At 44.8% G+C, this 24,509-nt stretch carries 16 protein-coding genes; 8 read left to right on the top strand and 8 right to left on the bottom strand.

Going from position 1 to position 24,509, the window contains the following annotated elements:
• Positions 1 to 113: 113 nt before the first annotated feature.
• Complete coding sequence (gene udk / locus MKY52_RS07865) at positions 114 to 740, bottom strand: uridine kinase (protein WP_042184138.1); 627 nt, start codon at positions 738 to 740, stop codon at positions 114 to 116.
• Positions 741 to 897: 157 nt separating this feature from the next.
• Between udk and MKY52_RS07860 the strand changes: the two genes are divergently transcribed.
• Positions 898 to 2,010 (top strand): threonine aldolase family protein, encoded by a 1,113-nt coding sequence (locus tag MKY52_RS07860; protein ID WP_341050825.1) that lies wholly within the window; start codon positions 898 to 900, stop codon positions 2,008 to 2,010.
• Here MKY52_RS07860 and MKY52_RS07855 read toward each other — a convergent pair.
• From MKY52_RS07855 to MKY52_RS07840, 4 genes are read right to left on the bottom strand one after another with little or no spacing between them, the layout of a single operon-like run.
• Positions 1,984 to 3,300 carry a glycosyltransferase family A protein gene (locus MKY52_RS07855; RefSeq protein ID WP_341050823.1) on the bottom strand — a complete coding sequence of 439 codons (1,317 nt, stop codon included), beginning with the start codon at positions 3,298 to 3,300 and terminating at the stop codon, positions 1,984 to 1,986. The genes MKY52_RS07860 and MKY52_RS07855 overlap by 27 nt on opposite strands.
• Positions 3,301 to 3,319: 19 nt before the next feature.
• A complete protein-coding gene (locus MKY52_RS07850) occupies positions 3,320 to 4,867 on the bottom strand; it encodes a sugar isomerase (RefSeq protein WP_341050821.1) in 1,548 nt (515 codons plus the stop codon).
• A complete protein-coding gene (locus MKY52_RS07845) occupies positions 4,842 to 5,969 on the bottom strand; it encodes a polysaccharide pyruvyl transferase family protein (RefSeq protein ID WP_341050818.1) in 1,128 nt (375 codons plus the stop codon). The genes MKY52_RS07850 and MKY52_RS07845 overlap by 26 nt, the downstream gene beginning before the upstream one ends.
• On the bottom strand, positions 5,966 to 6,997 hold the full coding sequence (locus MKY52_RS07840) for a glycosyltransferase family 2 protein (protein ID WP_341050815.1): 1,032 nt from the start codon (positions 6,995 to 6,997) through the stop codon (positions 5,966 to 5,968). The genes MKY52_RS07845 and MKY52_RS07840 overlap by 4 nt, the downstream gene beginning before the upstream one ends.
• Positions 6,998 to 7,225: 228 nt before the next feature.
• On the opposite strand from MKY52_RS07840, the gene MKY52_RS07835 reads away from it, so the two are divergent.
• From MKY52_RS07835 to MKY52_RS07810, 6 genes are all read left to right on the top strand, one after another.
• Positions 7,226 to 8,452 carry a Zn-dependent hydrolase gene (locus MKY52_RS07835; RefSeq protein ID WP_341050812.1) on the top strand — a complete coding sequence of 409 codons (1,227 nt, stop codon included), beginning with the start codon at positions 7,226 to 7,228 and terminating at the stop codon, positions 8,450 to 8,452.
• 281 nt (positions 8,453 to 8,733) lie between these two features.
• Positions 8,734 to 9,867, top strand: a complete 1,134-nt coding sequence (gene ald, locus MKY52_RS07830; protein WP_341053364.1) for an alanine dehydrogenase — start codon at positions 8,734 to 8,736, stop codon at positions 9,865 to 9,867.
• 121 nt (positions 9,868 to 9,988) lie between these two features.
• Positions 9,989 to 10,165 (top strand): hypothetical protein, encoded by a 177-nt coding sequence (locus MKY52_RS07825; protein ID WP_341050810.1) that lies wholly within the window; start codon positions 9,989 to 9,991, stop codon positions 10,163 to 10,165.
• A gap of 428 nt (positions 10,166 to 10,593) precedes the next feature.
• Positions 10,594 to 11,853, top strand: a complete 1,260-nt coding sequence (locus tag MKY52_RS07820; RefSeq protein WP_341050808.1) for a PucR family transcriptional regulator — start codon at positions 10,594 to 10,596, stop codon at positions 11,851 to 11,853.
• Between the two features lie 78 nt (positions 11,854 to 11,931).
• On the top strand, positions 11,932 to 12,660 hold the full coding sequence (locus tag MKY52_RS07815) for a protein-glutamine gamma-glutamyltransferase (RefSeq protein ID WP_341050806.1): 729 nt from the start codon (positions 11,932 to 11,934) through the stop codon (positions 12,658 to 12,660).
• A gap of 298 nt (positions 12,661 to 12,958) precedes the next feature.
• Positions 12,959 to 16,753, top strand: a complete 3,795-nt coding sequence (locus MKY52_RS07810; RefSeq protein WP_341050803.1) for an S-layer homology domain-containing protein — start codon at positions 12,959 to 12,961, stop codon at positions 16,751 to 16,753.
• A gap of 111 nt (positions 16,754 to 16,864) precedes the next feature.
• Here MKY52_RS07810 and hflX read toward each other — a convergent pair whose 3' ends face one another.
• Positions 16,865 to 18,130, bottom strand: a complete 1,266-nt coding sequence (hflX, locus tag MKY52_RS07805) for a GTPase HflX (protein WP_341050801.1) — start codon at positions 18,128 to 18,130, stop codon at positions 16,865 to 16,867.
• A 590-nt stretch (positions 18,131 to 18,720) separates the two neighbouring features.
• Between hflX and MKY52_RS07800 the strand changes: the two genes are divergently transcribed.
• Complete coding sequence (locus tag MKY52_RS07800) at positions 18,721 to 19,524, top strand: hypothetical protein (RefSeq protein ID WP_341050798.1); 804 nt, start codon at positions 18,721 to 18,723, stop codon at positions 19,522 to 19,524.
• Positions 19,525 to 19,626: 102 nt separating this feature from the next.
• Here the strand turns inward: MKY52_RS07800 and MKY52_RS07795 are convergent, their stop codons facing one another.
• Positions 19,627 to 22,647, bottom strand: a complete 3,021-nt coding sequence (locus MKY52_RS07795) for a DEAD/DEAH box helicase (RefSeq protein WP_341050795.1) — start codon at positions 22,645 to 22,647, stop codon at positions 19,627 to 19,629.
• Positions 22,644 to 24,287: an SWIM zinc finger family protein gene (locus MKY52_RS07790; RefSeq protein ID WP_341050793.1), complete on the bottom strand. Its 1,644-nt coding sequence runs from the start codon at positions 24,285 to 24,287 to the stop codon at positions 22,644 to 22,646. The genes MKY52_RS07795 and MKY52_RS07790 overlap by 4 nt, the downstream gene beginning before the upstream one ends.
• Between the last annotated feature and the right edge of the window lie 222 nt (positions 24,288 to 24,509).

The following is a 24,509-nucleotide window of genomic DNA, read 5'->3' as shown; positions in this document are numbered from 1 at the left end:
ATGCGGTGGGATTATTCTTTGAATAATCTACTGCAGATTTGGGGATGAGCATGCAAAAGAAAGCCGTCGAGAGAATCTCGACAGCTAGGGTTAGAACTAGGTATTTAAGAACTTTAGGACGTCCAGTCGTTATATAAATGTTTCTCAGTTAGGATGGACAACAACTGGATACCGACCTCATTATGGCCACCTTCAGGGATGATCAAATCGGCGTATTTTTTGGATGGCTCAATAAAAGCTTCGTGCATCGGTTTAACCGTGCTCAAATATTGGTGATGGATCGATTGAATGCTCCGACCGCGTTCCTCGATATCGCGGAGTACCCGGCGGAGGATGCGTACATCAGGATCAGCATCAACAAAGACTTTGATATCAAGCATATCGCGGAGGTTCTCGTCGGATAGAACATGGAGTCCCTCGATGATTACAATATTGTTGGGTTTCAGTTCTACAGTCTCCGTAGTGGAGCGGGCATGAACTGTGAAGTCATACACCGGTGCATATGCAGTCTGATCTTCTCGCAGACATTTAAGATGCTCAATAAGCAGCTCGTTATCGAAAGCGAAAGGATGATCGTAATTGATGGATTCACGTTCAGCGAAGCTGAGGTGTGAATGATCTTTATAGTAGTTATCTTGAGATATGAAAGTTACCTTTCCCGTTCCAAGACGGTCAATGACGGAGCGGGCTACGGTTGTTTTTCCCGAGCCGGTGCCGCCGGCGATACCAATGATGAGCATGTGATTCAATAACCCTCCCTAAGATTGCCGTTGCAATTCCAATATTGTAGCACAGCGCTCATGTTTTTTCACCTTAGATCGGGTAAAATTAAGATGGGATTTTTTGAAATTCGTCTATATTAGGGACAAGGCAAACACGGAAGGGGCAATTCTACCAATGAACGGAAAAAAATCAGTGCAAGAGGCGTTTAATGAAACGACTTATCGAATCGTAGGACATGGGGATCGAGATGTTCAAGTCTTGAAGGAAGCCTTTGAAGCTGTGGAGAATAGTACACCATCTGATATTTATGGATCGGGAAAGGTGATTGAGGATTTCCAGTCGGAAATGGCGAAGCTTTTGGGAAAAGAAACAGCAGTCTTCTTTCCGAGCGGAACGATGGCACAGCAAATCGCTTTAAGAATATGGTGTGATGAAAAAGGACTCAAGAGCGTCGCCTATCACCCTTTATGTCATTTAGAGATCCATGAGCAGGATGGGTTGAAGGAATTGCATCATATCGAGCCTGTCCTACTTGCTGATAAGAATCGACTAATTACCTTGGATGATGTATTACAAATGAAGGAAGACATTGCTTGTCTGCTGCTTGAATTGCCGCAGCGTGAGATTGGCGGACAGTTACCGGAGTATCAGGAGCTTGAAGCGATTTCTGCACATTGCCGTGCTCGGGGAATTAAGCTGCATTTGGATGGCGCAAGATTGCTTGAGACGCTTCCCTATTATGGAAAGACAGCTGCTGAGATCTGCGCCCTCTTTGATAGTGTCTATATCTCACTGTATAAAGGAATCGGAGGAATTGCTGGAGCGATTCTTGCAGGCGGTGAGGAGTTTACGAAGCAATCGAAGATATGGAAACGGCGGCATGGTGGCGACCTAATCAGTCTGTATCCATACATTATTTCCTCTGATTATTACTACCAGCAAAGAGTAGATAAGATGCAGCAGTATTATGAAGGGGCTAAAGAGCTTGCTGTTTTAGTTAATCAATGTCATGCGGTGACTACGTTACCTGCTGAGCCTGTCTCCAACATGTTTCATATGCATTTTCAAATGTCTAGGGAGAGCATTGAACCGATCCTGTCTTCTGCATATGAGGCAACAGGAATCGGTTTAAGCGCAGCGATAAGACCAACGGGAGAACATAGTTCTTATTGCGAGATCAGTATTGGAGACAAGTACGCAGACATCCCAAAAGAAGAGGTAAAAGGATTCTTACTGCTGCTCGATAAGCTAATGCGTGAATCATCTTCCGAGCAGCGTTCGAAGTAACGAGATCCGTAATAATTGTTTTTTAATAAGCTTTGTACGGAATTCATTTCTTAATTGATTGTAGATCGGCGGGCAATGGTTAAGGGCCCAATGATACATGAATTTAAAGTCTGTGGCGTCTTTCGCAGAATTTAATAAATAGTATGAGATCGTATCATATGCATTATGGTTAAACCATTCCGTCATTTCCTGCTCGTGATAGCCATATTTCTGAATGGCCATATTCTTAATTAACAGCTTCTCCTCCAGATTCTCAATTAAGAATCGCTGACTCAAATTAAAAGTAATGTTGTCCCCGTGTAATCTGTACACACCGGCAAGGGTATCTATGAAGCCAGCATCACCGACCAACAAGGAACGCAGATAAATAGAAGCATCGTTAACCATGTTCATATTCAGGATATCCATAGCCATTAAAGCCTCACGCTTAAAGACAGTTGTTAAGGTGGAGGAGGGCTTCGGATATCCTTTTTTCTCGAAATTCATGAAATAATCCTGCTTTTTAATAATCCTGCTTAGCTGTAGGCTACTGATCTTCAGTTGCTTGGCCTTTGAAAATTCAAGAAACACATTAGCAGCCACAAATGATATTTCGGGATGGTGATTGTGAAAGTCCACAGCCTTACTTAAATAATTCATGTCAATCAGATAGTCATCATCATCGAGAAAAAGAACATACTCCCCATCACCATGAGCAGCAAAAGCCTTTCGGCGATTATTTCCCGGCCCGCTATTTTTTTCGTTCCGCATATATATTACCCGTGACTCGCTTCCGAAGCTTTGATGCATTAACTCTTCCGTGCCATCTGTAGAGCAATCATCAATAACTGTGATCTCTATATAAGGATAGTCTTGCTTTAAGATGCTTTGGATCGCTTGATATAGAAATGCCTTTCTATTGTAAGTAGTGATAATGACACTAACCTTGGGATAATCGGCAAAGGACAGGAGTGCTGAGTGTGAAGTATCCGTATGGGAGGACTGATGTTTGATTGCAACGATCCCATGGATTAACCCGTCAATTTCTTCGTTCACAATACTGAATTGCTCTGACAGATAGAACCTTAATGCATCTTCTGAAGCTCTCCCTGTGAGATAAGCACGGATCACCTCAGATAAGATTTCTAGATAGGTTTTAACTTGCGGATTTTGTTCTTTATCTATGATCAGGCGGCATCGTTGGAATATCTCTTGATCATCCAATTGAAGGGCAGATGAAGGGTTGATTTCATCATTAAGGTCATTTAGAAAGACGTAACAGGCTTGCTGTAAAACCTCGCTATGATCCATTTGGGGGCCTCCTGCTATGTTATTTGGATAAACCACTTACCTTAGGTCTAGCTGCAATTTTACTTTTGAGTTTATATCGATACGTTTTGAGATGCCTCCATGTATACAGGAATACTTCCCGTTCCATTAAGGAGGCAATTACGAAATATACGGGCAGGATCACAAGCCCTAACAGTACACCCCACAACATAATTCCCGCATAGGAATGGATGGGGATATTGATAGCACTAGAGATCAGAATAATGCCCACAAAAACCACTGCATTCGTTAACCATCTTCTAAAAGTGACCCAAGGGCTACGATCCAGCAGATGTCTGCTAGCATAGACCACGATATCTATGGAACGGTACAAGAGAGCGGCTATCGTCCCCATCAATACACCGTAAATCCCCATAAAGATAACGAAGACAATAGAAGCGACTAGATTGATAGCGGATTCTAGAATGGAACGGTTCTGTGTGTTCTTGAAATGTCCGGCGATCGTAATCACATTATTGGAGGAAGCTCTGGCATTGGTTAATAATTTGATGACTACGAACAGGATCGGCAGCCACATATCGATATAATTCACGTCATTTACCCCAGCGGTATACAGTTTCATAAAAGGTAGAATTAGAATGTAAGCTACCGTTAGAATCGAGAAAATGAGCCCCATAAAATACACTTCGTAAGCATCATAAAATTTAATAAAGGCTTCTTTACTCTCATGAAAGCTCTGACCGAGAGCAGCCTTCACGCTTCCGTTTATGGTTTGGACGATGTTATCTACAATTGTAAAGATCATGTTGTACATGACATAAATGCTGACGATCTTTAAGTTCGTAAATATAGTCAGGATTAGCACGTCAGTATTTCTAAACACTAAGTAGGAGATCTCATGGATTAAGACAGAATTTTTTTGACCAATGGCTTCATAGTCTGGTTTAAGATTTAGGTTGATCCATTTGTAATGCTTATTGATATAAATATAGAAGACGACGATTTGAAGTATGGTCAGTATGAAATAGGAAGCTTGCACAGCAATGATGTTAACTCCTTGAAGTAATAACAGAATCCGAATTACATTGTTCAGAATATTAGCTACGGTGACTATAGAAGTCTCTACATAGCTTTTTCCCTCTGCAGCGAGAAGCACTTTGAATTTCCCTTGAAAATAATAATTGATCGCTCCGCCCATCCCTGTAAGTAAAATAATGAGCATAATCGATAATCGATCGATGTCAGAAGTGATCACTAATGGATACACGGTGGCGATTAGAAGGACGGCGAAGAAATAATAAATGCCTGTTTTTTTATAATAGCTAGAGGTGGCGGCCAAAATAGAGTTGATGTGGTTCTTATCATCCGAAGCTACTGGCTTGTATAGGGCTTGGATCGAAGCGGCGCCTACGCCGGCTTCCAGCAGTGCCAAATAACTAATAATTTGTACAATAGAGGCGATTAAACCATTGGCCTCTGAGCCATAGTTGACCATAATCAGTCGGGGGATAAAAAAACCGAGGATGATCGTAATGAGCTGACTCCCGAGTCCAAAAGATAAGTTAAGAATGCTCCGCTTGGCTCTCATAACGTATCCTCCTTTCGTAAAGCGATAAATACGTATCCAGATGCTCGAAATGCCTTTCGGCATCTTTGGCTTGCGGCGTGACATCCATGTAGTGAGTAGTCATACTTTCAAAAACCTGCGCAGGCTGGAGCTGCTCCAGTGTAGTGAAATCGGTATATAACCCTTTGAACTGGGCATCTTCCATTACATTGATCATTTTTTTGCTGTAAGCGACGGGAAACACTGGTTTACCCAATACCCAGCCGAGGATCATCGCATGGAATCTTGAAGCTACGATAAAGCTGGAATGGGCTAGAACGGCCAAGACCTCTTCCATATTCGTTTTATATAAATGCACTTGGGTGGCATCCTCATAGGAGGGACCCATAAGACTCCGGATTTCCTCAATCGCCAGCTGATCGCCTTCGTGTTCACAAAATGACATGAAATGAACAGCGTATCCTTTTTCAATGAAATAAATTGCGAGTTCTTTCATTTTTTCATAATAGAGGTTGTCAAAACCGTTCAGACCTTTAACAGAAGGCTTAATGACGGATAAGACGATATAATCCTCTGGTTCAGTTTGAAGATCTGACGGGTTAAGCTGAAAAATAATATCGGGTGCTAAACGGACATGATCCAGATCCTCAAATAAATCATAAGAGTACTTTTCTCTAAAGCAGATGTCTGTATAGTCCTTAAATATCCGCCTGTGTTCCTCATAATATTCTTTATCTGTATAAGGGCCGAAATTCGATCCTAATAAATAGTAAGGCTTATTCTTATTTCGGATGGCTTCTGCGTTCTTGAAATGCTCCTCCCAATGCTCTGCCTGCATAAAGATCGAGCCGCCGATATGAACAACACCATCGGAGTGATTTGCCATAAATTTTTGCGCCAGATTATGTATCTTTAACCTTCTGCAAATAAAGGCAATGCCTCTTAAGAAAATGGAATCGGAAGGATACACTTTGAGGTTCCTGATCTCTTTGAAGCATAGCTTGTATAGGCGTGGAGCACAGATTCTGAATTCGGTATCCGGATACCTTTCACATAGCACCTTTATGAATAAATCATCGCCCAAATTAAATTCGGTATAGGCATAGATCAGCATCTTCTTCATATTCTAGATTCCTTTCGCTTGAACCTGGATAAGCTTCTCTCCACAGAAATGAATCTGTGATATAGAAGCGGGGAGATTAAGAATGCTCGGATATAAAGGGCTAATCTTCGATCATTCCCTCTATAACGTCTTATGAGTTCATACATTTCTTGGTTTAGTTCCGGATAGGTATGATCGATGTCGCGAAGTAACTTATGAATGCTTACGCCTTCTGTCCCATTTAGACAGGTTTTTAGGTTGAAAAAGTAATTCTCGATCAATTCGCGATTTCTTATATAAGGAGATATCATATCCAGCTTCTCAAAGGGATGGGCCTCGAAATAAGCATCTACCCGTTTGAATACACCAACGACATCAAATTTTTTCACATTATAGCTGTTGGAAATCGACGTGTTTCTTTGTAAATAAAACGATAATATATCCGGCAATGTGATGACTGTAGCGGCTCTGGATAAGGCTTTGTAGATAAATTCCTGATCTTCTCCATTCACACAGCGTTCCGTATATTGGAGCCCATGAAGGAGAAGCAATTCCCGGTTATACGCTATGCTCCCTGTCCATATTCGCAAGCTTTTGTTCACAAAAATATGAGTCAGTGCTTCACTGCCTGTTATGTTGCTATAAGCGGAGGTGTAGCTCAAAGTAGTGACTCCATCCTCTGTGACATGGCTATATCCCCAGCAAATAATCTCGGGGTCAGATGGTTGAGTATAATTATGAATGGTTCGTACTAAGTCTGTAGAGATATAATCATCACCATCCAGAAACAGCACATATTTCCCTGTAGCTTCTGTTAAGCCTCTATTTCTAGCCGCACTAACTCCCTGATTCTCTGTTCGAATGACTTTGCAAGAAAGATCGGGGTGAAGTGCGAGAATATTTGCTATCACGTTGTAGGTGTTATCTGTAGATCCGTCGTCCACGATAATGACCTCGAAATGCGGTTCACTTTGGGTAAGGAGTGAATCAAACATAGGGGTTATATAATGTTCAATATTGTATACAGGGACCACAATGCTTAGATTCATGTGCTGGCTCCTTTCCTTGGTAGAACTGGATAAATAGCTATCTTAAGCTTACCCTTCGTATCAAAAGATTGTATATACTACTTTAGTTTACTTATTGCTACCTCTAATTCGTTGTAACATCACGTGAATAATAATTATTACAGTATGTAAAATGACAATCATATCGATTGGTATAACATATATAGAAAGTCTATAAAATCATAAACGCTCGAAGCGGAGGGACCTACGATGCAGCTGCAAAAAATATTCGTGAACGGTGAGAGATTAAAGAATACGATTGAGGCATTTGCGGATTATGGGCGTACAGATAACAACGGCGTGACCCGGTTATCGCTGACGGAAGAGGATCTTAAGGTTCGGGATTATTTTCGATCCTGTTGTGAAGAATTGGGGATGTCTGTGAAGGTGGACGATATGGGCACGATGTACGCTACGCTTGCGGGTGTAGAGTCTGGGCCTCCTATTGTGATTGGTTCACATATGGATACTGTGAAAAAAGGTGGCAGATTTGATGGTATCCTTGGGGTAATCGCTGGACTAGAGGTAGTCCGCACACTCGTGGATCACGGGATAAAACCGAAGCTACCGGTGACCATTATGAATTTCACAAATGAAGAAGGGGCTCGATTTGAGCCTTCGATGATGGCTTCTGGTGTGCTGGCCGGTAAGTTCGATAAGGCAGAAATGTTGAATAAAAAAGATCCGGAGGGCATTACCTTTGGCGAAGCGCTGGAGGAGAGCGGATATGAGGGAGACGCGAGCAATCGAATTACCGAAGCCACTGCTTATTTGGAGCTTCACATCGAGCAAGGTCCCGTGCTAGAACAAGAAGAACTGTCGATTGGTCTGGTGGACTGTGTAGTTGGCATGGCCTGTTATGAGATTGAGGCGACGGGGGAATCGGATCATGCGGGCACCACGCCTATGGCAATGCGCAAGGATGCCTTGTTCGCTGCCACGGATTTGATCACGGAGCTTAGAAGCAAGCTTAGTGCGCTCGATTCTGAACTGGTGTATACCATGGGCAGAATGAATGTGTTTCCTAATATTCATACCGTCATTCCCAATAAAGTGATCTTCACCATTGAGGCTAGACATAAAGATATGGAGATTGTCCGTGAGGTGGAAGCTATTATTCATAGCTTGCCGGAGATGCTACTGGACTGCGTAGTAAGTAAGACCAAGCTTTGGGGCAGAGAGACTGTTTGGTTTGACCGGGGGATATGTGATTTAGTGGAGCAAGCGGCACAAGCCTTGTGTTATTCTAATCGGAAGATCGCAAGTGGCGCAGGGCATGATGCTCAGTTCGTAGCCAGCTTTCTGCCATCCGCGATGGTGTTTGTACCTAGTGTGAAGGGAAAAAGTCATTGTGAAGAGGAGTTTACCTCCTATGAAGACTGTGAAAAAGGGGTAAATGTAGTCCTAGAAACGGTGTTGTTATTACTGTCAAAGTAATACGCGTCACTAAACATAACATTCCAATATGGAAGTAGTGTTTTAATTTCATACAAAATCGTCAAAAAGACACTTTAAGCAGTGTCTTTTTTTATGAGATAATGATTAGGGTTGTGTTAGGTACCAAATGACATAAAGTTACTGGGCGGTTTAAGTCGAATCCTTTGTGTAAAAACACAATGATGATAGATAATATTTTAATTTTTTACCAAATTGGGAATACTAAACGTATGTTATCATTCTTTACATAAGGGATCTATATTAGACGGGAGAGATGAATGATGATTATCGGAGTGCCTAAAGAAATTAAAAATAATGAGAATCGTGTAGCCATAACGCCTGCGGGTGTAGTTAGCCTTATTAAAGAAGGACATCAAGTGCTGGTGGAAGCTGGGGCTGGTGTGGGAAGTGGATTTCCGAACGAAGAGTATGCTTCTGCCGGAGCGAAGCTGATTCAGGACGCAGCTACGGTCTGGAGCTCTGCCGAAATGGTGATGAAAGTGAAAGAACCGCTGGAAAGCGAGTACCCTTATTTCCGTCCAGGCCTTATCTTGTTCACGTATCTGCATCTTGCGCCTGAACCTTCTCTGGCCGCTGCGCTCAAAGACAAGGGTGTCTTTGCCATCGGGTATGAGACGGTTGTTCATGAACGTACCTTGCCGTTATTAACACCGATGAGTGAAGTAGCGGGCCGGATGTCTGTGCAGCTTGGCGCTCAGTTTTTGCAAAAAAACTATGGCGGACAAGGGATTCTTCTCTCCGGTGTTCCCGGGGTTAGTCGTGGCAAAGTTAGCATCATCGGCGGTGGAGTAGTAGGTACAAACGCTGCAAAAATGGCTATCGGTTTGGGTGCTGATGTTACAATTGTTGACCTCAGTGCTGAAAGATTGCGTCAATTAGATGATATTTTTGGGGCACAGATCAATACGCTGATCTCTAACCCTTACAATATTGCCAAAGTGGTAGCTGAGGCAGATCTGTTGGTAGGTGCGGTGCTGATTCCGGGTGCGAAAGCACCGAAGCTGGTTACAGAAGAAATGGTCAAGACCATGAAGCCGGGATCGGTGATTGTCGATGTGGCCATTGACCAAGGTGGTATCGTAGAGACGATCGACAGAGTGACAACACATGATAATCCTGTGTTTATCAAGCACGGCGTGCTGCATTATTCTGTTGCTAATATGCCGGGCGCTGTGGCCAAAACTTCGACGATCGCTTTAACCAATGTCACCGTGCCATACGCCCTGCAAATTGCCAATAAAGGCGTGATCAAGGCGATTCAGGAGAATGCCGGTCTAAGAAGCGGCGTAAATGTCGCCAATGGAAAAATCACCTGCCAAGCCGTGGCTGAAGCACTTGGCGAGAAACATTTTACGGTAGAACTAGCTATGGAGCAGACGTTCATGATGAGCTAAATAGAGCTAAATAGATGCATTCCAAATGATTTATAATATTTGAAAACCAATAGACAGCGAATTCCCACTTTGGGAGTTTGCTGTTTGTTGTTTCTGGGAGTAATATTTTCGGCTCAGTTCGGTGTTAAAGGTTGTAGGACTGCGTTATGAAGATCGTTGGATCGGGTGGATGTTTGTTGGTGTATTGTTAAAAGTAGCTAAGTTGTATTTGGTATGGTTAGGTACTGTTGATGTTGCCAGCGCGACGCTAAAGGTGGATAGACAACGTAGAAGTTGGTTTGAATTCGATCAAAACTAGCAAGTTTCAACTATGTGTAGCCTGATTTGGCTAGTTACAGCTTGATTAGTTAGTATTTGGTTTTTTGTTACGGTGAGAGATTTGTTGAAGATGATTTTTAGGGAGGAATTCCCTAAAAACTCTAAAGGGGCTCTCTCAAGTAGCGGTTTATGTGCTGTCGCGCCACTCCGTCACGCCGTAACCCGCATCAACGTAGCCGGCAACTCCGTCCCATGCAAACCCGCAACCCTGTAACCAACGTAACCCGTAACTCAGCAACTCCGTTCTCACTGAAATCTATAACCTCGTAACTCCTCCACCCGGCGATCTCAAGGCCCGCCATCTCGCCCCCATCCCATTATCTTATAGTCAGCTAGGAGCACGCATACTATAATAAAATCACTCTAGAGTACAAGGTTCGGCTATTTTTTCAGGCAGGGGTGGGGCTAGTGACGGAAAAGGATCCATTGTTTGATCGTTTCTTCGATAGTATGGAATCGTTGGCGGATGCGATTAGTGAATCTCTTCAATCCCAAGTTACGATTGAGGACAGCAATCATCATGTGATCGGATACAGCTCCCATCAATTTGAGAGTGATTCCGCGAGAATTTCGACCATTATTGGAAAGCGCGTGCCTAACGCTGTCATTATTGGCTTGCGCAAGAAGGGGATTATGCAGCAGCTTGAGAGCGCTACACGTCCGATTCGGATTCCTGCGGTCATGGAGGTAGGTCTTGGCCCCCGACTCGCTATTTGCATCAAACATCAGAAGGAAATACTCGGGTACATATGGGTAGTGGATGCAGGCAATCTAGTTGAAGGACACGCAGAGAATATTGTAGAGAAAGCGGCGGCCATCGTTGGTCGTTATATATTGAAGCAACGGGGTTGGAAGACGAAGCAGGAGAAAACGCAGGAGGATTTTTTCTGGAAGCTGCTCACCTCCCATTACGACAATGAAGCGAATATCAAGCAGGATGCGGAAGTTTGGTCGATTCTTTTGCCGGACAAATATTATATTAGCGTGTTTGAGAGTGACAAGGTCATCAATGACCACTTCGTACTTCGGTTTCGGCAAACTATGACCTCCTATCCGGGGCTGAAATTATTGTTTCTGACTGCTGAGCACAATCGGTTAATTATATTGTTTTCATTCAGCTTCCGCATGGAAGGGACGGGTGGTCTGTATTCGTTCATGCACAAAATTATCGAGGATATGCGTAAGAGTGAGAACTGTATGCTGGCTGCAGGCTGTAGCCTGGATTACACTGAATATATGTCGGCAGCCATTGCGTACTGGGAAGCGGGTTCCATTCTGGAAATCAAGAAGCTGCTGCCTTTTCACGGCCGAGAGTTACTATTGTATGAGGATATTGGATTTTGGGCGTATGTTCCGGCTATTATAGAGCAAAAACGTAGTCGGACCCGTAAAAGTCCTTTACTGTATCCGTTAAAAGAGCATGATCGCGAGCATAAAAGTGATTTTCTAAAAACGATTGCCGTTTATTTATCACTCAGTGGAAACTTGAAGGAATCCGCCGCTTTTTTACATATTCATACCAACACATTGCTGTACAGATTAAATCGCATAGCAGAGATTACGGGAAAAAGCTTAAAGGATACGGGATACCGCACTTCTATATATTTGGATATTTTGACGGAAGAGACCAGGCAGCTCAATCAGTGGTTTGTTGAGTCAGGGGAATAAAATGAATTAAGCACCAACTGGGCAGCGAACACGTACAATAACCTATATTTAGAACCTATAATATTGGAGGGACTAAGCATGGTGAAGGAAGTTCGTTCACCCGATGCCCTTGACTTTGAACGGAAAATGAGAGACAGCATCGTGGAATCGGCGGAAGCTTTAAATAATAGTGGAGCGGATTTTGCAACATTTGATGAGTCGCGCTGCAACCCGCAGTTTTGGACGCGTACAGATATTGGAGGACTACAGCTGAACGCTGGTGTGGCGCCTTCGGTGGGGATTAAAGACATTTTTCAGAACGGACATTTATATGCCTTCGAATGCGCGACAGCGATGGTCATTGTTATGTACAGGGCGACAATTGAAGCTATAGGTGAAGAAGCCTTTAATAGGTATTTTAAGGATTTGTTCTTATGGGATTGGAACTACGACGAGAATCTACGCTTAGTTACGAACTATAATAAGGATCAGATGCTGCGGGGAGATATTGTGTATTTCAGGAATCCAGATCATGCGCCTAGCAAGCCAGAATGGCAGGGTGAGAATGCTGTTAAGCTTGAAGAAGACCTGTATTATGGCCACGGCATTGGGATAACCACTGCAGAAGTCATCATAGCCTCTCTTAATGAGGAAAGATCGCCCGGAAGCAATACCTCAGCGTTTCTTACGAATGAATCCATTCATCCTGATTTTAACTATTTACAGAGATTATCTTCAGGTTCTGTCTTACCCGGAGCGGAAAATAGAGGCTCTGAGTGCACTGTGTTTTCAAGAATAGGGACTAGAAGCTACATTAATAAGATCTAACAGCTAAGAGGGTACCAAGAAGAGCAATCTTCCTGAAAAATCACTTCACCATCCGTTTATCCGTCATACGTAGTTTCAGTAAAGACACCATCTAGGGTGTCTTTTTTTCGTGTGGATTCAATAGTTCTAGTTCGTAGTCATTAAAGCTTGAGCAGCTGTATTGCACCTCTTTGTGATTCTTGCATATTACGTCATGCATACAATTTAAATCTTTAATAATAGCAAAGGTTTAATTTTACATTGAACTGTTATAGTACTCATTGATCAATACTTTACTAACAGGGGGAAGGATAAGCGCATGAATACAGTACGTAAGACAATAGTGATTGCATCAGCGATAACGTTGCTAGGAGGAGGGTTTAATACAGGCTTTAGTCAAAATAATTATGTCTACGCAGCAGATGATACTACGCCATCCATCCTGGTCGAAGATTTTGAAGATGGAATCAATGATGTGAAATTTAATCCTAAACGTATGTATAATGCTACGCTGCATTTGGAAGATAACAAGAAGCTTGTAAGAAATGGGCAATATTCGGCTAGAATTGATTACGATATGATCGGCATAGTAGATAACCCCTCTCAAATTGAAGTCGGGTATAAAACGGGGAATATCCCAGTTACAGGTTACCCTACTAAAGTAGGTATGTGGGTTTATGCAAACAATGAAGGACATTTGCTGACGACAAAATTTAGAGATATAGGCGGATCTTCTTTCCAGGCAGAATTTTATGATGTAAATCAAGTGGGTATCAACTGGTCCGGCTGGAAATATATCGAGGCAGATATTCCGCAGGGTAAACCGGGTCCGATTGTTCTTGAATTGTTTTTCCAATTGAAACAATCGAATATGAGCAAGAAAAACAAGGGCTCTATTTGGGTAGATGATATTACCTTTATCTATGATGAAGTTGATGAGGATAAGGACGTTCCTGCCATTAAACCTAAAGCCCCTGTTGAAAATGAAGTCTTAAACACTCCACTTGATGAATTGAAGGTTGAGCTGACCGATAACGGATCAGGTCTGGATTTGGGTACCTTATCTGTTCAGTTAGATGGAACGGATATCACGGATGAAGTGCACTATTCTCCAGATACAAATTTATTAACTTACCCAGGAGAATATGTAGATGGCGGTTATCATGAGCTTGTGATTGAAGTGAAGGACAAGAATGGTAACCCGGCAGCAAAAAAACTCACCTTCACAATAAATGCAGGAGAGCGTTTGTTCATGACTGCAGACGAAGAAGCCATAAGTAATGAAATCTATCCTGTTCATATTAATATCAAAGATTACTTGAAAGCAGAGCAGGCAAAATTCAGCTTAAATTATGATGCAAGCACCCTTCAAGTTGAAAGCATTACTCAGGCGGCTGGAGTCTCCCTAACCTCAGATATTGATAATGAGCACGGCATGGTTCAAGTAGCGCTTGATAACGTAATAGCAGCAGCTCAAAATGTCGTTACTGTTAACTTCAGAGTGAGCTCTCATGCCGTCTTAGGGCGTGGTGAAGCGTACAAAACCATAACAATGAGTAATGCGAGTCTTACTGCTGGCGGCGTTCAGACGAGTACACCGTTAGCTGCGCCTATTCATTATACAATCGGTTTCCCTTATCAGCTAAAAATGACGGGAGTTGGTTTGGGTACACCGTCTACCTTTACAGTGTTAGACCATGGAGGCAATCCGTATGAAGGTGCGTATATTGTTTTCACTGGATTATTAAAGCAAAGCTCAGTCGTTACAGTTAACACTGTTACGTCTAGTGTATATGAGGATGATGATACATCTTCTAATGTAATCATGGTTGCAAATGCTGGTGAACGTTACTATGCTTCAACAGCAGCTAAGAATGGATTTTACGAGGTTATTCTCGCAGACGGACAAACAACAGGTTATATCTCTGAAGCTGATGTTAGTAGTCAGTTATTGAGCGGCAGCCTTGGTAAAACAGATGCTAAAGGACAGTTAATAACAGACCTCACTACATTGGCACTTGGAACCTATCAGGTTCAAGCAGTCATCGGTGATCAGAACAGTAAGGTTGTCAATTATGAAGTTGTAGAGCAGTATGGTATGAATGAACCGCAATATATTCAAACCTATGTCGCAGAGGATATGTCTTCACAACTGAGTGCTGCCTGGCAAACAAAACCAGATCAAACCTCTACGTATATTCAATACATCGAAGCTGGTGAATGGGGAGCAGGTGCAAGCCCAGACATCAATAGTGTAAAGCAGCAGCAAGCCGAGAGTGAGCTGCAGGTGCTTAGTATGAAGGAAAATGGAACGAAGGGTGAAATCCGTTTTCATAATGTCCTGGTTAAGGGTTTGAAAGCAGATACCACTTACAAATATCGTGTAGGTGATGAAGACAAATGGTCGGAGTGGAATGAATATTCTACTGTCGATCAGGATAAATCAACACCGACATCATTCTTGTTTATTACGGATTCCCATACGAATCAACTGCCAGGATTACAAATCTATCAAGAGCTAATGACTAACGCTTTGACACAATATCCATTAACACAGTTTATTATGCATGGTGGAGATATGGTTGATGTAGGCGGTGCATTCGAAGAATGGCAAAAGTTCTGGCTAGCATCTTCTATCTATGCAACAAAACTCCCGACTGCACTAACACTGGGCAACCATGATGTGAAGAGTGAAGGGAAAGATGTGTTCACCAAAGGTGCAAATTTCCCGGAAAACGGACCAGAATCGCAACTGCAATATGCTTACTCTTATGAAGTCGATGATACTCATTTTGTCGTATTGAACTCAGAAGGCACAGAGGAACAGATGGTTGACCAAGCAACATGGTTAAAGGACGATTTGGATCAGAATGATAAAAAATGGACTGTCGTTATGTTCCACCGTCCAGCTTATCATACAGAGAATGGTCGAGAATCCCTTGTTGAGTACACCCAAACCTATTTTGCACCCATATTAGAAAAGAAAAAAGTCGATTTGGTTCTGGTTGGTCATGATCATGTATATGCGCGCACCTATCCAATGATGGATGGAAAGCCAAATAAAGCTACCAATGAGGGTACTGTATACCTTGATGGTGGTGCTTCAGGCTGGAAATTCTATGATGGCACCCAATATAATTATTTGAATTATATTTTTGATGAAGACGTTCCTGTATACTCCGCTATTAAAATTACTGAGGATGCGATTCATGTGGAGGCACGTACAAGTGCGGGTACATTAATCGATGAGTTTTCTGTCGAGAAAGGGGAGGAAACTGAGACACCAACACCAACACCAACACCAACACCAACACCAACACCAACACCAACACCAACACCAACACCAACACCAACACCAACACCGACACCAACATCAACGCCACCAACACCGAACTCAACATCAACGCCACCAACATCTACACAAAAGCCAACAGCAACGCTTACACCAACATCAACACCGAAGCCAACAGCGATGCCAACACCGCCAACATCGACATCGAAGCCAACAGCGTCGAAGCCGGTATTCAACGACAAGGTAAATGTAGATGCAGTTAAGGCTATCGTGGAAAAAGAGAAGTCTGCTCCCACTATAAACTTTACGGATGTTCCGGCATCATCGTGGAGTGCCTCTGTAGTGGAGCGTGCAGCTAAGATGGGGATTGTAACGGGTTATAGTGATGGTTCTTACCATCCGAATCAAAAGGTAACTCGCGCCGAGTTCGCCACAATGCTAGCAAAAGCTTTTGGTCTACCGAATTCAAGCGGTTCATCTTTCTCTGACACGCAAGGGCATTGGGCTTCAGAATCGATTGCAGCATTACAAGCTAAAGGGGTAATTACGGGTTACAGTGATGGTTCTTTCCATCCGAATCAAGAAATTTCCCGCGCTGAGATCGTTGCAATGCTTGCTCGTCTGACAAACTATGTTCCTAACGCATCCAATCTATTTTTGGATGTAGCTACGAACTGGGCTTCAGAACAAATCAATGCTTTTGCAACTGCTGGCATAGTAACTGGTAAAGGCAACGAGTTGTTCAAACCAAATGATGCTGCATCCCGTGCGGAGTCGGTTGCGATGATCATTCGTTTGTTGGATAAATTACTTGCACACTAAGTGAAATGTTTCGGGTAGTTAACCGGATTCAGCTCCACCAATAAGAAAAAGAAGGGGCTGTCCCTGAGTCATTATGACTTATGGGACAGCCCCTTTGCTGTGTCTAATAGCCTAAAGCTCAACAAAGTCGTTGCGGAATTTCTCGAAATCAGATTTTCTACATTCTAGCGCAAGCCGTGTGCCTGTTTCTTCATAGCTAGTGGATTGAACATGGGCATGCTCGTTGAAATAGGAGACTACATTGCCGCGATCAAATGGAATCAGAATTTCACACTGTACATAATCCGTAAACACATGGCTGCGAATCAGATCTGTAAGTTCAGCTACCCCACTATTTTGTTTGGCAGAGAGATAGACATTGTCACCCTCAAGGTGAGGGTAAGGCAAGTCAGTTAGGTCAGCTTTGTTGTAGGCATAAACCGTTGGAATTTGGTCCGCGCCGAGCGCTTTCAAAGTCTCATCAGTGACGGCCATATGCTGCTCATGCTGTGGATCGGAAATATCGACTACGTGAATCAATAAGTCAGCTTCGGTCACCTCTTCGAGCGTGGAGCGGAAGGCTTTGACCAGATGATGGGGAAGCTGGCTGACGAATCCGACGGTATCTGTTAATAAAAAGGTTTTGTGATCCGGTAGCTCAATGCTCCGAACGGATGTCTCCAGCGTAGCGAATAACATATCCTTGGCGAACACTTGCTTATTAGAGCCGGGATGATACGTCTCCACGATCACATTCATTAAGCTGGACTTGCCGGTATTCGTATAGCCGACGAGACAGACGACAGGAACCTCATTCTTATGCCGCTGCTTTCGCTGAATTTGGCGCCTTGCTACTTGCTGTTGAAGCTCAACTTGTAACGCTGAAATACGTTCTTCTATTCTTCTGCGATCCAGCTCCAGCTTCGTTTCACCAGCGCCTCTGTTCTTCAGCCCAGCACCACCGCCTTGTCTTCCGAGGGATTCTCGGAGACCTGTCAGGCGGGGCAGCATATACTGCAGCTTGGCTACTTCTACTTGCAGCTGTGCTTCTTTGGTCTTTGCTCGTTCTGCGAAAATATTCAAGATCAGAATCGTTCGGTCAATGACCTGACGGCCTAGAGAAGACTCCAAATTGCGAATCTGTGAAGGAGACAGCTCATCATTAAAAATAACAATAGGAGCATCATGCGCTTCTAAGAGCGCAGATACTTCTTGGATTTTGCCTGTGCCGATATAGTGGGAAGGGTTGATCCGGCTTGCCTTCTGACTAAGTTCTCCGACAACTTCTAGGTCACAGGCAGCTGCCAGATTACTGAGTTCTTCCATAGAATAATCGAAGTTTGTTTCGTTTTGTAGCTGAACACCGACTATAATAGCTTTTTCTCGTAGTTGTTTCATATATTTATTCATCCTCCAATAGTAAATAGTAAACGCAAAAAAACACAGGACATCTGCCTGTGCTTACGGTTCGTTAGAGGACGTCAGAACAAATGTGTAAGGAGAAATCTCCATTACGACATTAGGGTCTTCCATAGATATATCGAATTAAACAACGGCTGGGGCGTAGGGAAATGATAACCTAATCCCTTACGAGCAGCAGTTGGTTTAAATTATAAGAAAGTATAAGTTTCACGATATACTTTATCCTTATAATTCTCACATAAACGCTACCGTCCTTATAAGGACGCCGAAGGCGTTTTAGTTTGTTGGCTTCTATGGAGTTAAATGGGTAGACCTATCCTGAGTCCTCTGCACATGGGCAGAGCTTTAGCGCTATTCAATTAGCCGCGCAAAGTTCTAACTCGGATAAAGTCTATCACACGTAACCCTCCGTTCATAAAAAGTTAAGTCGAGTTTACCACATCCTTTATTTGGTGGCAAATCTGTATTTTATGCTCGGTGGAGCACATCTCTATTTTAATATCAATCCAAGAATTCTAAAGAATGATTGCATACCATATATATATAATTTGATATGAATAGGAGGTGTGAAGACATTGCCTGTCCTCTCTACAAACACCATCATTAATTTACCTGTCGACGGTACTCGTCCAATAGATCAAGTTGTGATTAAAGTGGTTAACAATGGATTAGCTGGCGTGGCTTGTTATTTAACGGGTTTAGCCAATAGTGCAAGTCCTCAGACAGTCTTTATTGAAGAATTATTTGAGCTGCAATATCAGGAAACGTCAAGCAAGACCTACACGATTGTAGAGGATTTATTCCAATTTAATTTTGTGTATTCACAGGAACAATTGAAGATTCAGGTTTTTCTTGTGGATGTGAACGGTGTCTGGACGGCTGTTAATCTGGAAGTGTTTCAAGTAAGCCGTATAACCTCGGAAATCCGTGATAACGTATCGGTTACATCGACTGACTTCGCGGCGATTAGCTTTATGAGGAGTTCTGCCTTTACTATTCCACAAGGTCTTGCGGCTGAGATTAGACCGGCGGCTTTAGATATTCTATCCAAAAGACCTGTGCGATATATGGTCGTCGCAGGTGGCACTCTGGATGGGACATTCGAAAATTTTCCAACGCCAACTACGGATATTCCTGTCACGGACACGGCACTGCTGGTGAATTACACCTGCACTACGGTCACGGGTGGAAAGGTGATTATGCAAGGTACAGGATCGGGAATCTCCGGTGCTTATGCGAATTTGGCTGTTAATTTGCTTAACGAGCGACTCTCTTACGAGCTTCAGAATGAGCCGGTTACTTTGGTGGTTAACTCACTTTCAGGTGATGATGATCTCGCAGTCACCTTTAAGATGTCCGAGCAATGGTGAGCGTTCTTTAATCCAGTACTGAAGATAAATTCTAGTAATTCAAAAAAGGAACATCCGCGTAGATGCGAATGTTCCTTTTGATGGTCGTTGCAAGCGTTAAGATTAGTCTGTTAAGCCTCTCCGTAATGTAAATAGGTCTTTCAAAGCCTCAGTAGACAGCTCGGTAATCCAGCCTTCGGAGCTGGAGATGACATTATCACTTAGCTGCTGCTTACTCTCCAGCATCTCATCAATCTTTTCCTCGAGCGTCCCGAGAGCGATGAACTTATGCACCTGTACATCACGCGTCTGGCCCATCCGATAGGCGCGGTCTGTCGCCTGATTCTCAACGGCCGGATTCCACCAGCGATCGAAGTGGAATACGTGATTGGCTGCGGTTAAGTTCAGACCGACACCTCCGGCTTTGAGAGAAAGGATGAATACATTCGGCTGATCAGACGGTGGTGCATCTGGACGTCTGGACCCTTCGTCCGCGGAAGGTGCAGGCGTCTGGAATCGCTCAATCATTCGGTCACGCGCCTGTTTGGAGGTGCTTCCGTTCAAATAAAGGACAGGCTCCCCAAGCTCCTGCTGTAGAACAGCCTGAAGCATTTTTCCCATCCCGACATATTGCGTAAAGATGAGACAGCGCTCATCCTCTGCACGCAGTTCCTTAACCATATCCAGCAGTCTTTCAAGTTTAGAGGAACGGTTAATGAGTAGACTGGTATCCAGTTTGTTGTCCGAATCCGTTTCAGGGAGGGCCTCCTTAGTCACAAGCATCGGGTGATCACATAGCTGCTTAAGTCCGGTCAAAGCCCCAAGAATGGCGCCCTTACGCTCAATACCTTCCAACTTCTGCATACGGTCGAGCAGCCCGTTTACGGTCTGGTCATAGAGCGCAGCTTGTTCAGCTGTCAGATGGACATAGGTCTTCATCTCGTTTTTATCTGGAAGATCGAGCTGAATGTTAGGATCCTTTTTCTTACGGCGTAGCATGAACGGCTTCACGAGATTCTGTAAGTCCGCTGTACGCTTCTCGTCGCGTTCCTTCTCAATGGCATTACTGAATCGGTCGTTAAAGGCTTTGGCACTACCCAGATAACCTGGGGTTATAAAATCATAAATGGACCACAGCTCAGATAATCTATTCTCAATAGGTGTTCCTGTCAGCGCAATCCGGTGTAAAGCCGGGAAGCTGCGCACAGCTACCGACTGCTTCGTTTGAGCATTCTTGATGTTCTGTGCTTCGTCCAGGCAAATCGCCGCCCAAGTGAATTCCTTCAGCAACTCCTGATCAAGCGCTGCAGTCGCATAAGAGGTGAGTACCACGTCAGCTTGCGAAGCAGCGCCATAGAAGAATCCTGCGTCCAAACGGCGACTTCCGTAGTGCAGCATCACATTCAAAGAAGGCGCAAAGCGCTGCAATTCCTTCTGCCAGTTGCCCAGCACGGAGGTAGGGCAGATGATCAGAGCAGGCCACCCCGGAGGGTCGGTCTGGCGACGGGATGAGCTAGGATCGGTATTTTCTTTGATATGAAGTAAATATGCGATGAGTTGGACGGTCTTGCCAAGCCCCATATCATCGGCTAGACAAGCCCCCAAACCGAATTGACGCAGGAAAGTCAGCCAAGCATATCCTTCATGCTGATAGGTGCGTAGCTCTGCCTGGAGACCTGCGGGCACTGGAGGCTTCGGCCACTGTGAGCGCTGGCCGAGCTGACCAATGAGGCTGATCAAATGCTCGTTTAGCTCTACCTCGAGCCGCAGGCGCGCCGCATCCTCTTGAAGCTGCTCTTCTGTAGCCTCAGCATCAGCTTCCTCACTCGCTTGTAGCAAATGAAGCTGAAGCACATCTTGGAAAGACAAGCCTTGCGACTTGTCCATACCAGCCATGGCTCTTTGGATTTGCGCCAGCAGCGCGGGATCGAGCGAGACCCATTTGCCTTTGAAGCGGACGAGTCGTTCTCCTCTTGCGACCAGCTCGGCAAATTCAGCTTCGGTGAGGTCGACGTCGCCGATGGAGATTCGCCAATCGAAATCGATGATCGAATCGAGGCCGAACAGCGACTCGCCGCCGCTACGTTTGTCCTCGCCGGAGCTGATCTTGGCGCGCAGGCGCGGTTTTTTCCGGCTGGCGGCTTCCCACCACGCCGGCAGCAACACTTGCCAGCCTGCTTCCAGCAGCCGCTGGCTCTCGGCCGTCAAGAACCGCCAAGCGATGGCATCGCTGAGCGGTTCGGCCAGCACGTCGCCGCCCGCCGCGAAGCGCTCGGGCGGCAGACTGCCGCGGAGGCGCTCCAGCCATCCCGCGGCGCGTTCGTGCACGTGGGCCGACCATGCTGTCGGCCACAAGCCGTGCGGCTCGCCATCATCGGCGAGCCTGATGGGAACAAGCGCGGATTCATCGCGCTTGTCCTGAAGGATCAGCTGCAGCCGCCAAGGGGATTCATCCCCTTCCGGCTCCAGCAGCTGAAGTGCAGGCCGGAAAGGCGCGGTATCCGCTTTCCAGCCAATGGCGATAAGCCATGCAGCGGTATCCATGCCCGCTGCAAGGGCCCCGCTTCTATCGAATAGAAGCGGGAATTCGCTCCGGAGGTCGCCTGCCTCGGCCTCCGTGCTGTAATACCTCTGCGACACGGCGGCGGAGAACGCCGCGCGTAACCCACGGCTAAATTCGCTGCCGCCATTTAGCGCCTCAAGGGCCCCTTTGGCAGTGTCATTCTCCACTGCCACCTGCGCAAAAGCGCCCTCATCCCAGGTCCATTGCAACCTCCCAGCGCGATAAGCGGAGATATCTGGAATATACTGTTTGTTCTCCAGACATATAGTTAGAAGTGGCGCCAGTTCAGTCAGGTGAGCCGCATCGCCCTCCCAGTTCCATTCGATATGCGCCAGCAGCTTCTGCTCTGCAAAGAAAGGGATGACCTGCTCCGCAGGTAGAATCACTAGCTCTACACCTTCGCCAGCTGGTTGAACCGTTAACTCCGTTCCATAAAAAGACGCCTCATGCCAGGCGAATAACCGCTGTTTAAGCTGCAAACCGGGCACGAGATCTTCTCTTTCATTCATTCCGTATATTAAAGCGTCGCCATACTGGCTTAATGCAAGCCGGATGGTCAGTGTGCGCAAATGCATGTTCATGGTATTAGCTTTCCTTTCCGAAGCTCCTCTTGCAGCGCACGGAGTCTGCTGTGCTTTGTGGTGAAGGCAATGAGGAACTCTTCCCACCGTTCTTCTTGTTTCATTTTTTTATACAACTTGGATAATCGCTTCAATAGTTTCACAGCCGCCTTGTAGCTATGTCTATTCTTATCCAGCACAAATCTTTCGACGGCCTGATGGTAGAAGGGGAGTAGAACTTCGGGTGCATTTTTCTCCATAGGCTGGAGGTCTGTAACACGAAATTCGGAAGGCAGCTTACCGATGGACAGTTGATAATCCATCCATGTCTGCCATTTTTCATAGGTAATTAATTTCTCTTCGTATACTTCTCCAGAGATAGGTAACATGGTGGCTAATATATTCCACATCTGCGGCTCAGCTTCAGGAAGGTGGCGAACGGCCTCTTCCCATCTGTTCGAATAGTTATTCAGATTATAGAGTCTGCTGCTCAGCAGTGGACCGATCTGAGCAAGCCAGCCGACCAAGCGTGACCATTCACCTGCATCCAGAAGCGGGGAGGTGAAGCTCATAAGCTCATCAGGATGGAGACCTGGGCGCTCGGCAGCCGTAGTCAATAATTCCCAAGCCTTCTGGTCATCCTTCAGATAAAAATACATGCGGCTCTGGGCTAACAGCCACGCATGGCGTGACAGGGAAGCGCCTAATTCACTTTCTGCCTGCTGAAGCTGTTTGATTTCATCCAGATAAAGCTTAGTTCCACCTGTATTCGGATAAATCCAGTTTCTCCACAGCAGGTCATAGCACAGTGAAAAAGAGGGTTGATCTCGCAAGCGATCGCGCGACTCCGTCAACATCTCACGCCGCAAGTAGGAGAGGGTCTCGACGATATGCGGCCACAGATCGTATTCCTGCTCTTGCTCGGGCGACAGCGGAAGTGTGCTTTTTAACAGACGTGTGATTGCTTCCTGTAGTTCAGAGACCGCTACTTGCGTGTAATAGCCGAGTGATGAGGTAAAGGCGACCTGACCGGGTAGATTGGCGGAAGGCTTAGCCAGCTTTTCTAGAAGAAAAAGATGGGCATGCAGGGTAAATAACTTGTCCATTTCCGGTGATAACTTCGGCTTAAATTTAGTAATGGAAGACAATGCCCGATCCACATATTCAGGATTCCGAGTGGTATGTGCCAGAGGCGTGATGCAGAACGCAAAATACTCGCGCCACTCCGTGATGCCTCCGTCAGCGATCCTGCTGGCATGTTCTTTTAGCTGCTGCTGGTGCTTTCCATCGGTTCCGACAGGTGAACTACTTGATGTTTTTGGGAGAAAAGATGCGGCTTTGGCGTTAGCTAGAACTTGTACAGACCTATTCTGTTGTTCAGCAAAACTGAGTAGCACGGCGGCCATATGCTTGCAATGTCCTGAAACTGGGCAGTTGCAATGGCACCGAGTGAAGCTGTCCAGATCAATAGTAACGCGGTAATCTTCTCTACCTTCAACAAGGGCATTAATCTTAGATGGCTCCGTCATAGTGAACGAACGAATACGGCTTTGCTTATAATATTGGAACCCTCGTTTGAGGGTGAGGTCATCGAAATAATAGGCGACATTCTGGATGAGCTTACTCCACTGCGTATCATCCATAGTATAGGTTGGTTGCATACAATTGGTCTCCCGTAAGAAAAATGGTCGTTATTTGACCTTCATTATATCATTTCTTTTTGAGTAGGATGTTTTGGCGTTGTAATGAAAGCGAAATTGCTGGCTTGTATGGAACGTGGGGCCTAAACATATACTAATCGTGCTGAATTTTGAAGTATAGATCAAACAAAGGTCAAAAAAGGTCAAAACATTAAAAACATTAAAATTTGTAGCATTAAATCA

Source organism: Paenibacillus sp. FSL P4-0184 (genome assembly GCF_038004625.1).
In the GTDB taxonomy this organism is placed as follows: domain Bacteria; phylum Bacillota; class Bacilli; order Paenibacillales; family Paenibacillaceae; genus Paenibacillus_AQ.
This window is presented reverse-complemented; position numbering and strand designations above follow the sequence as displayed.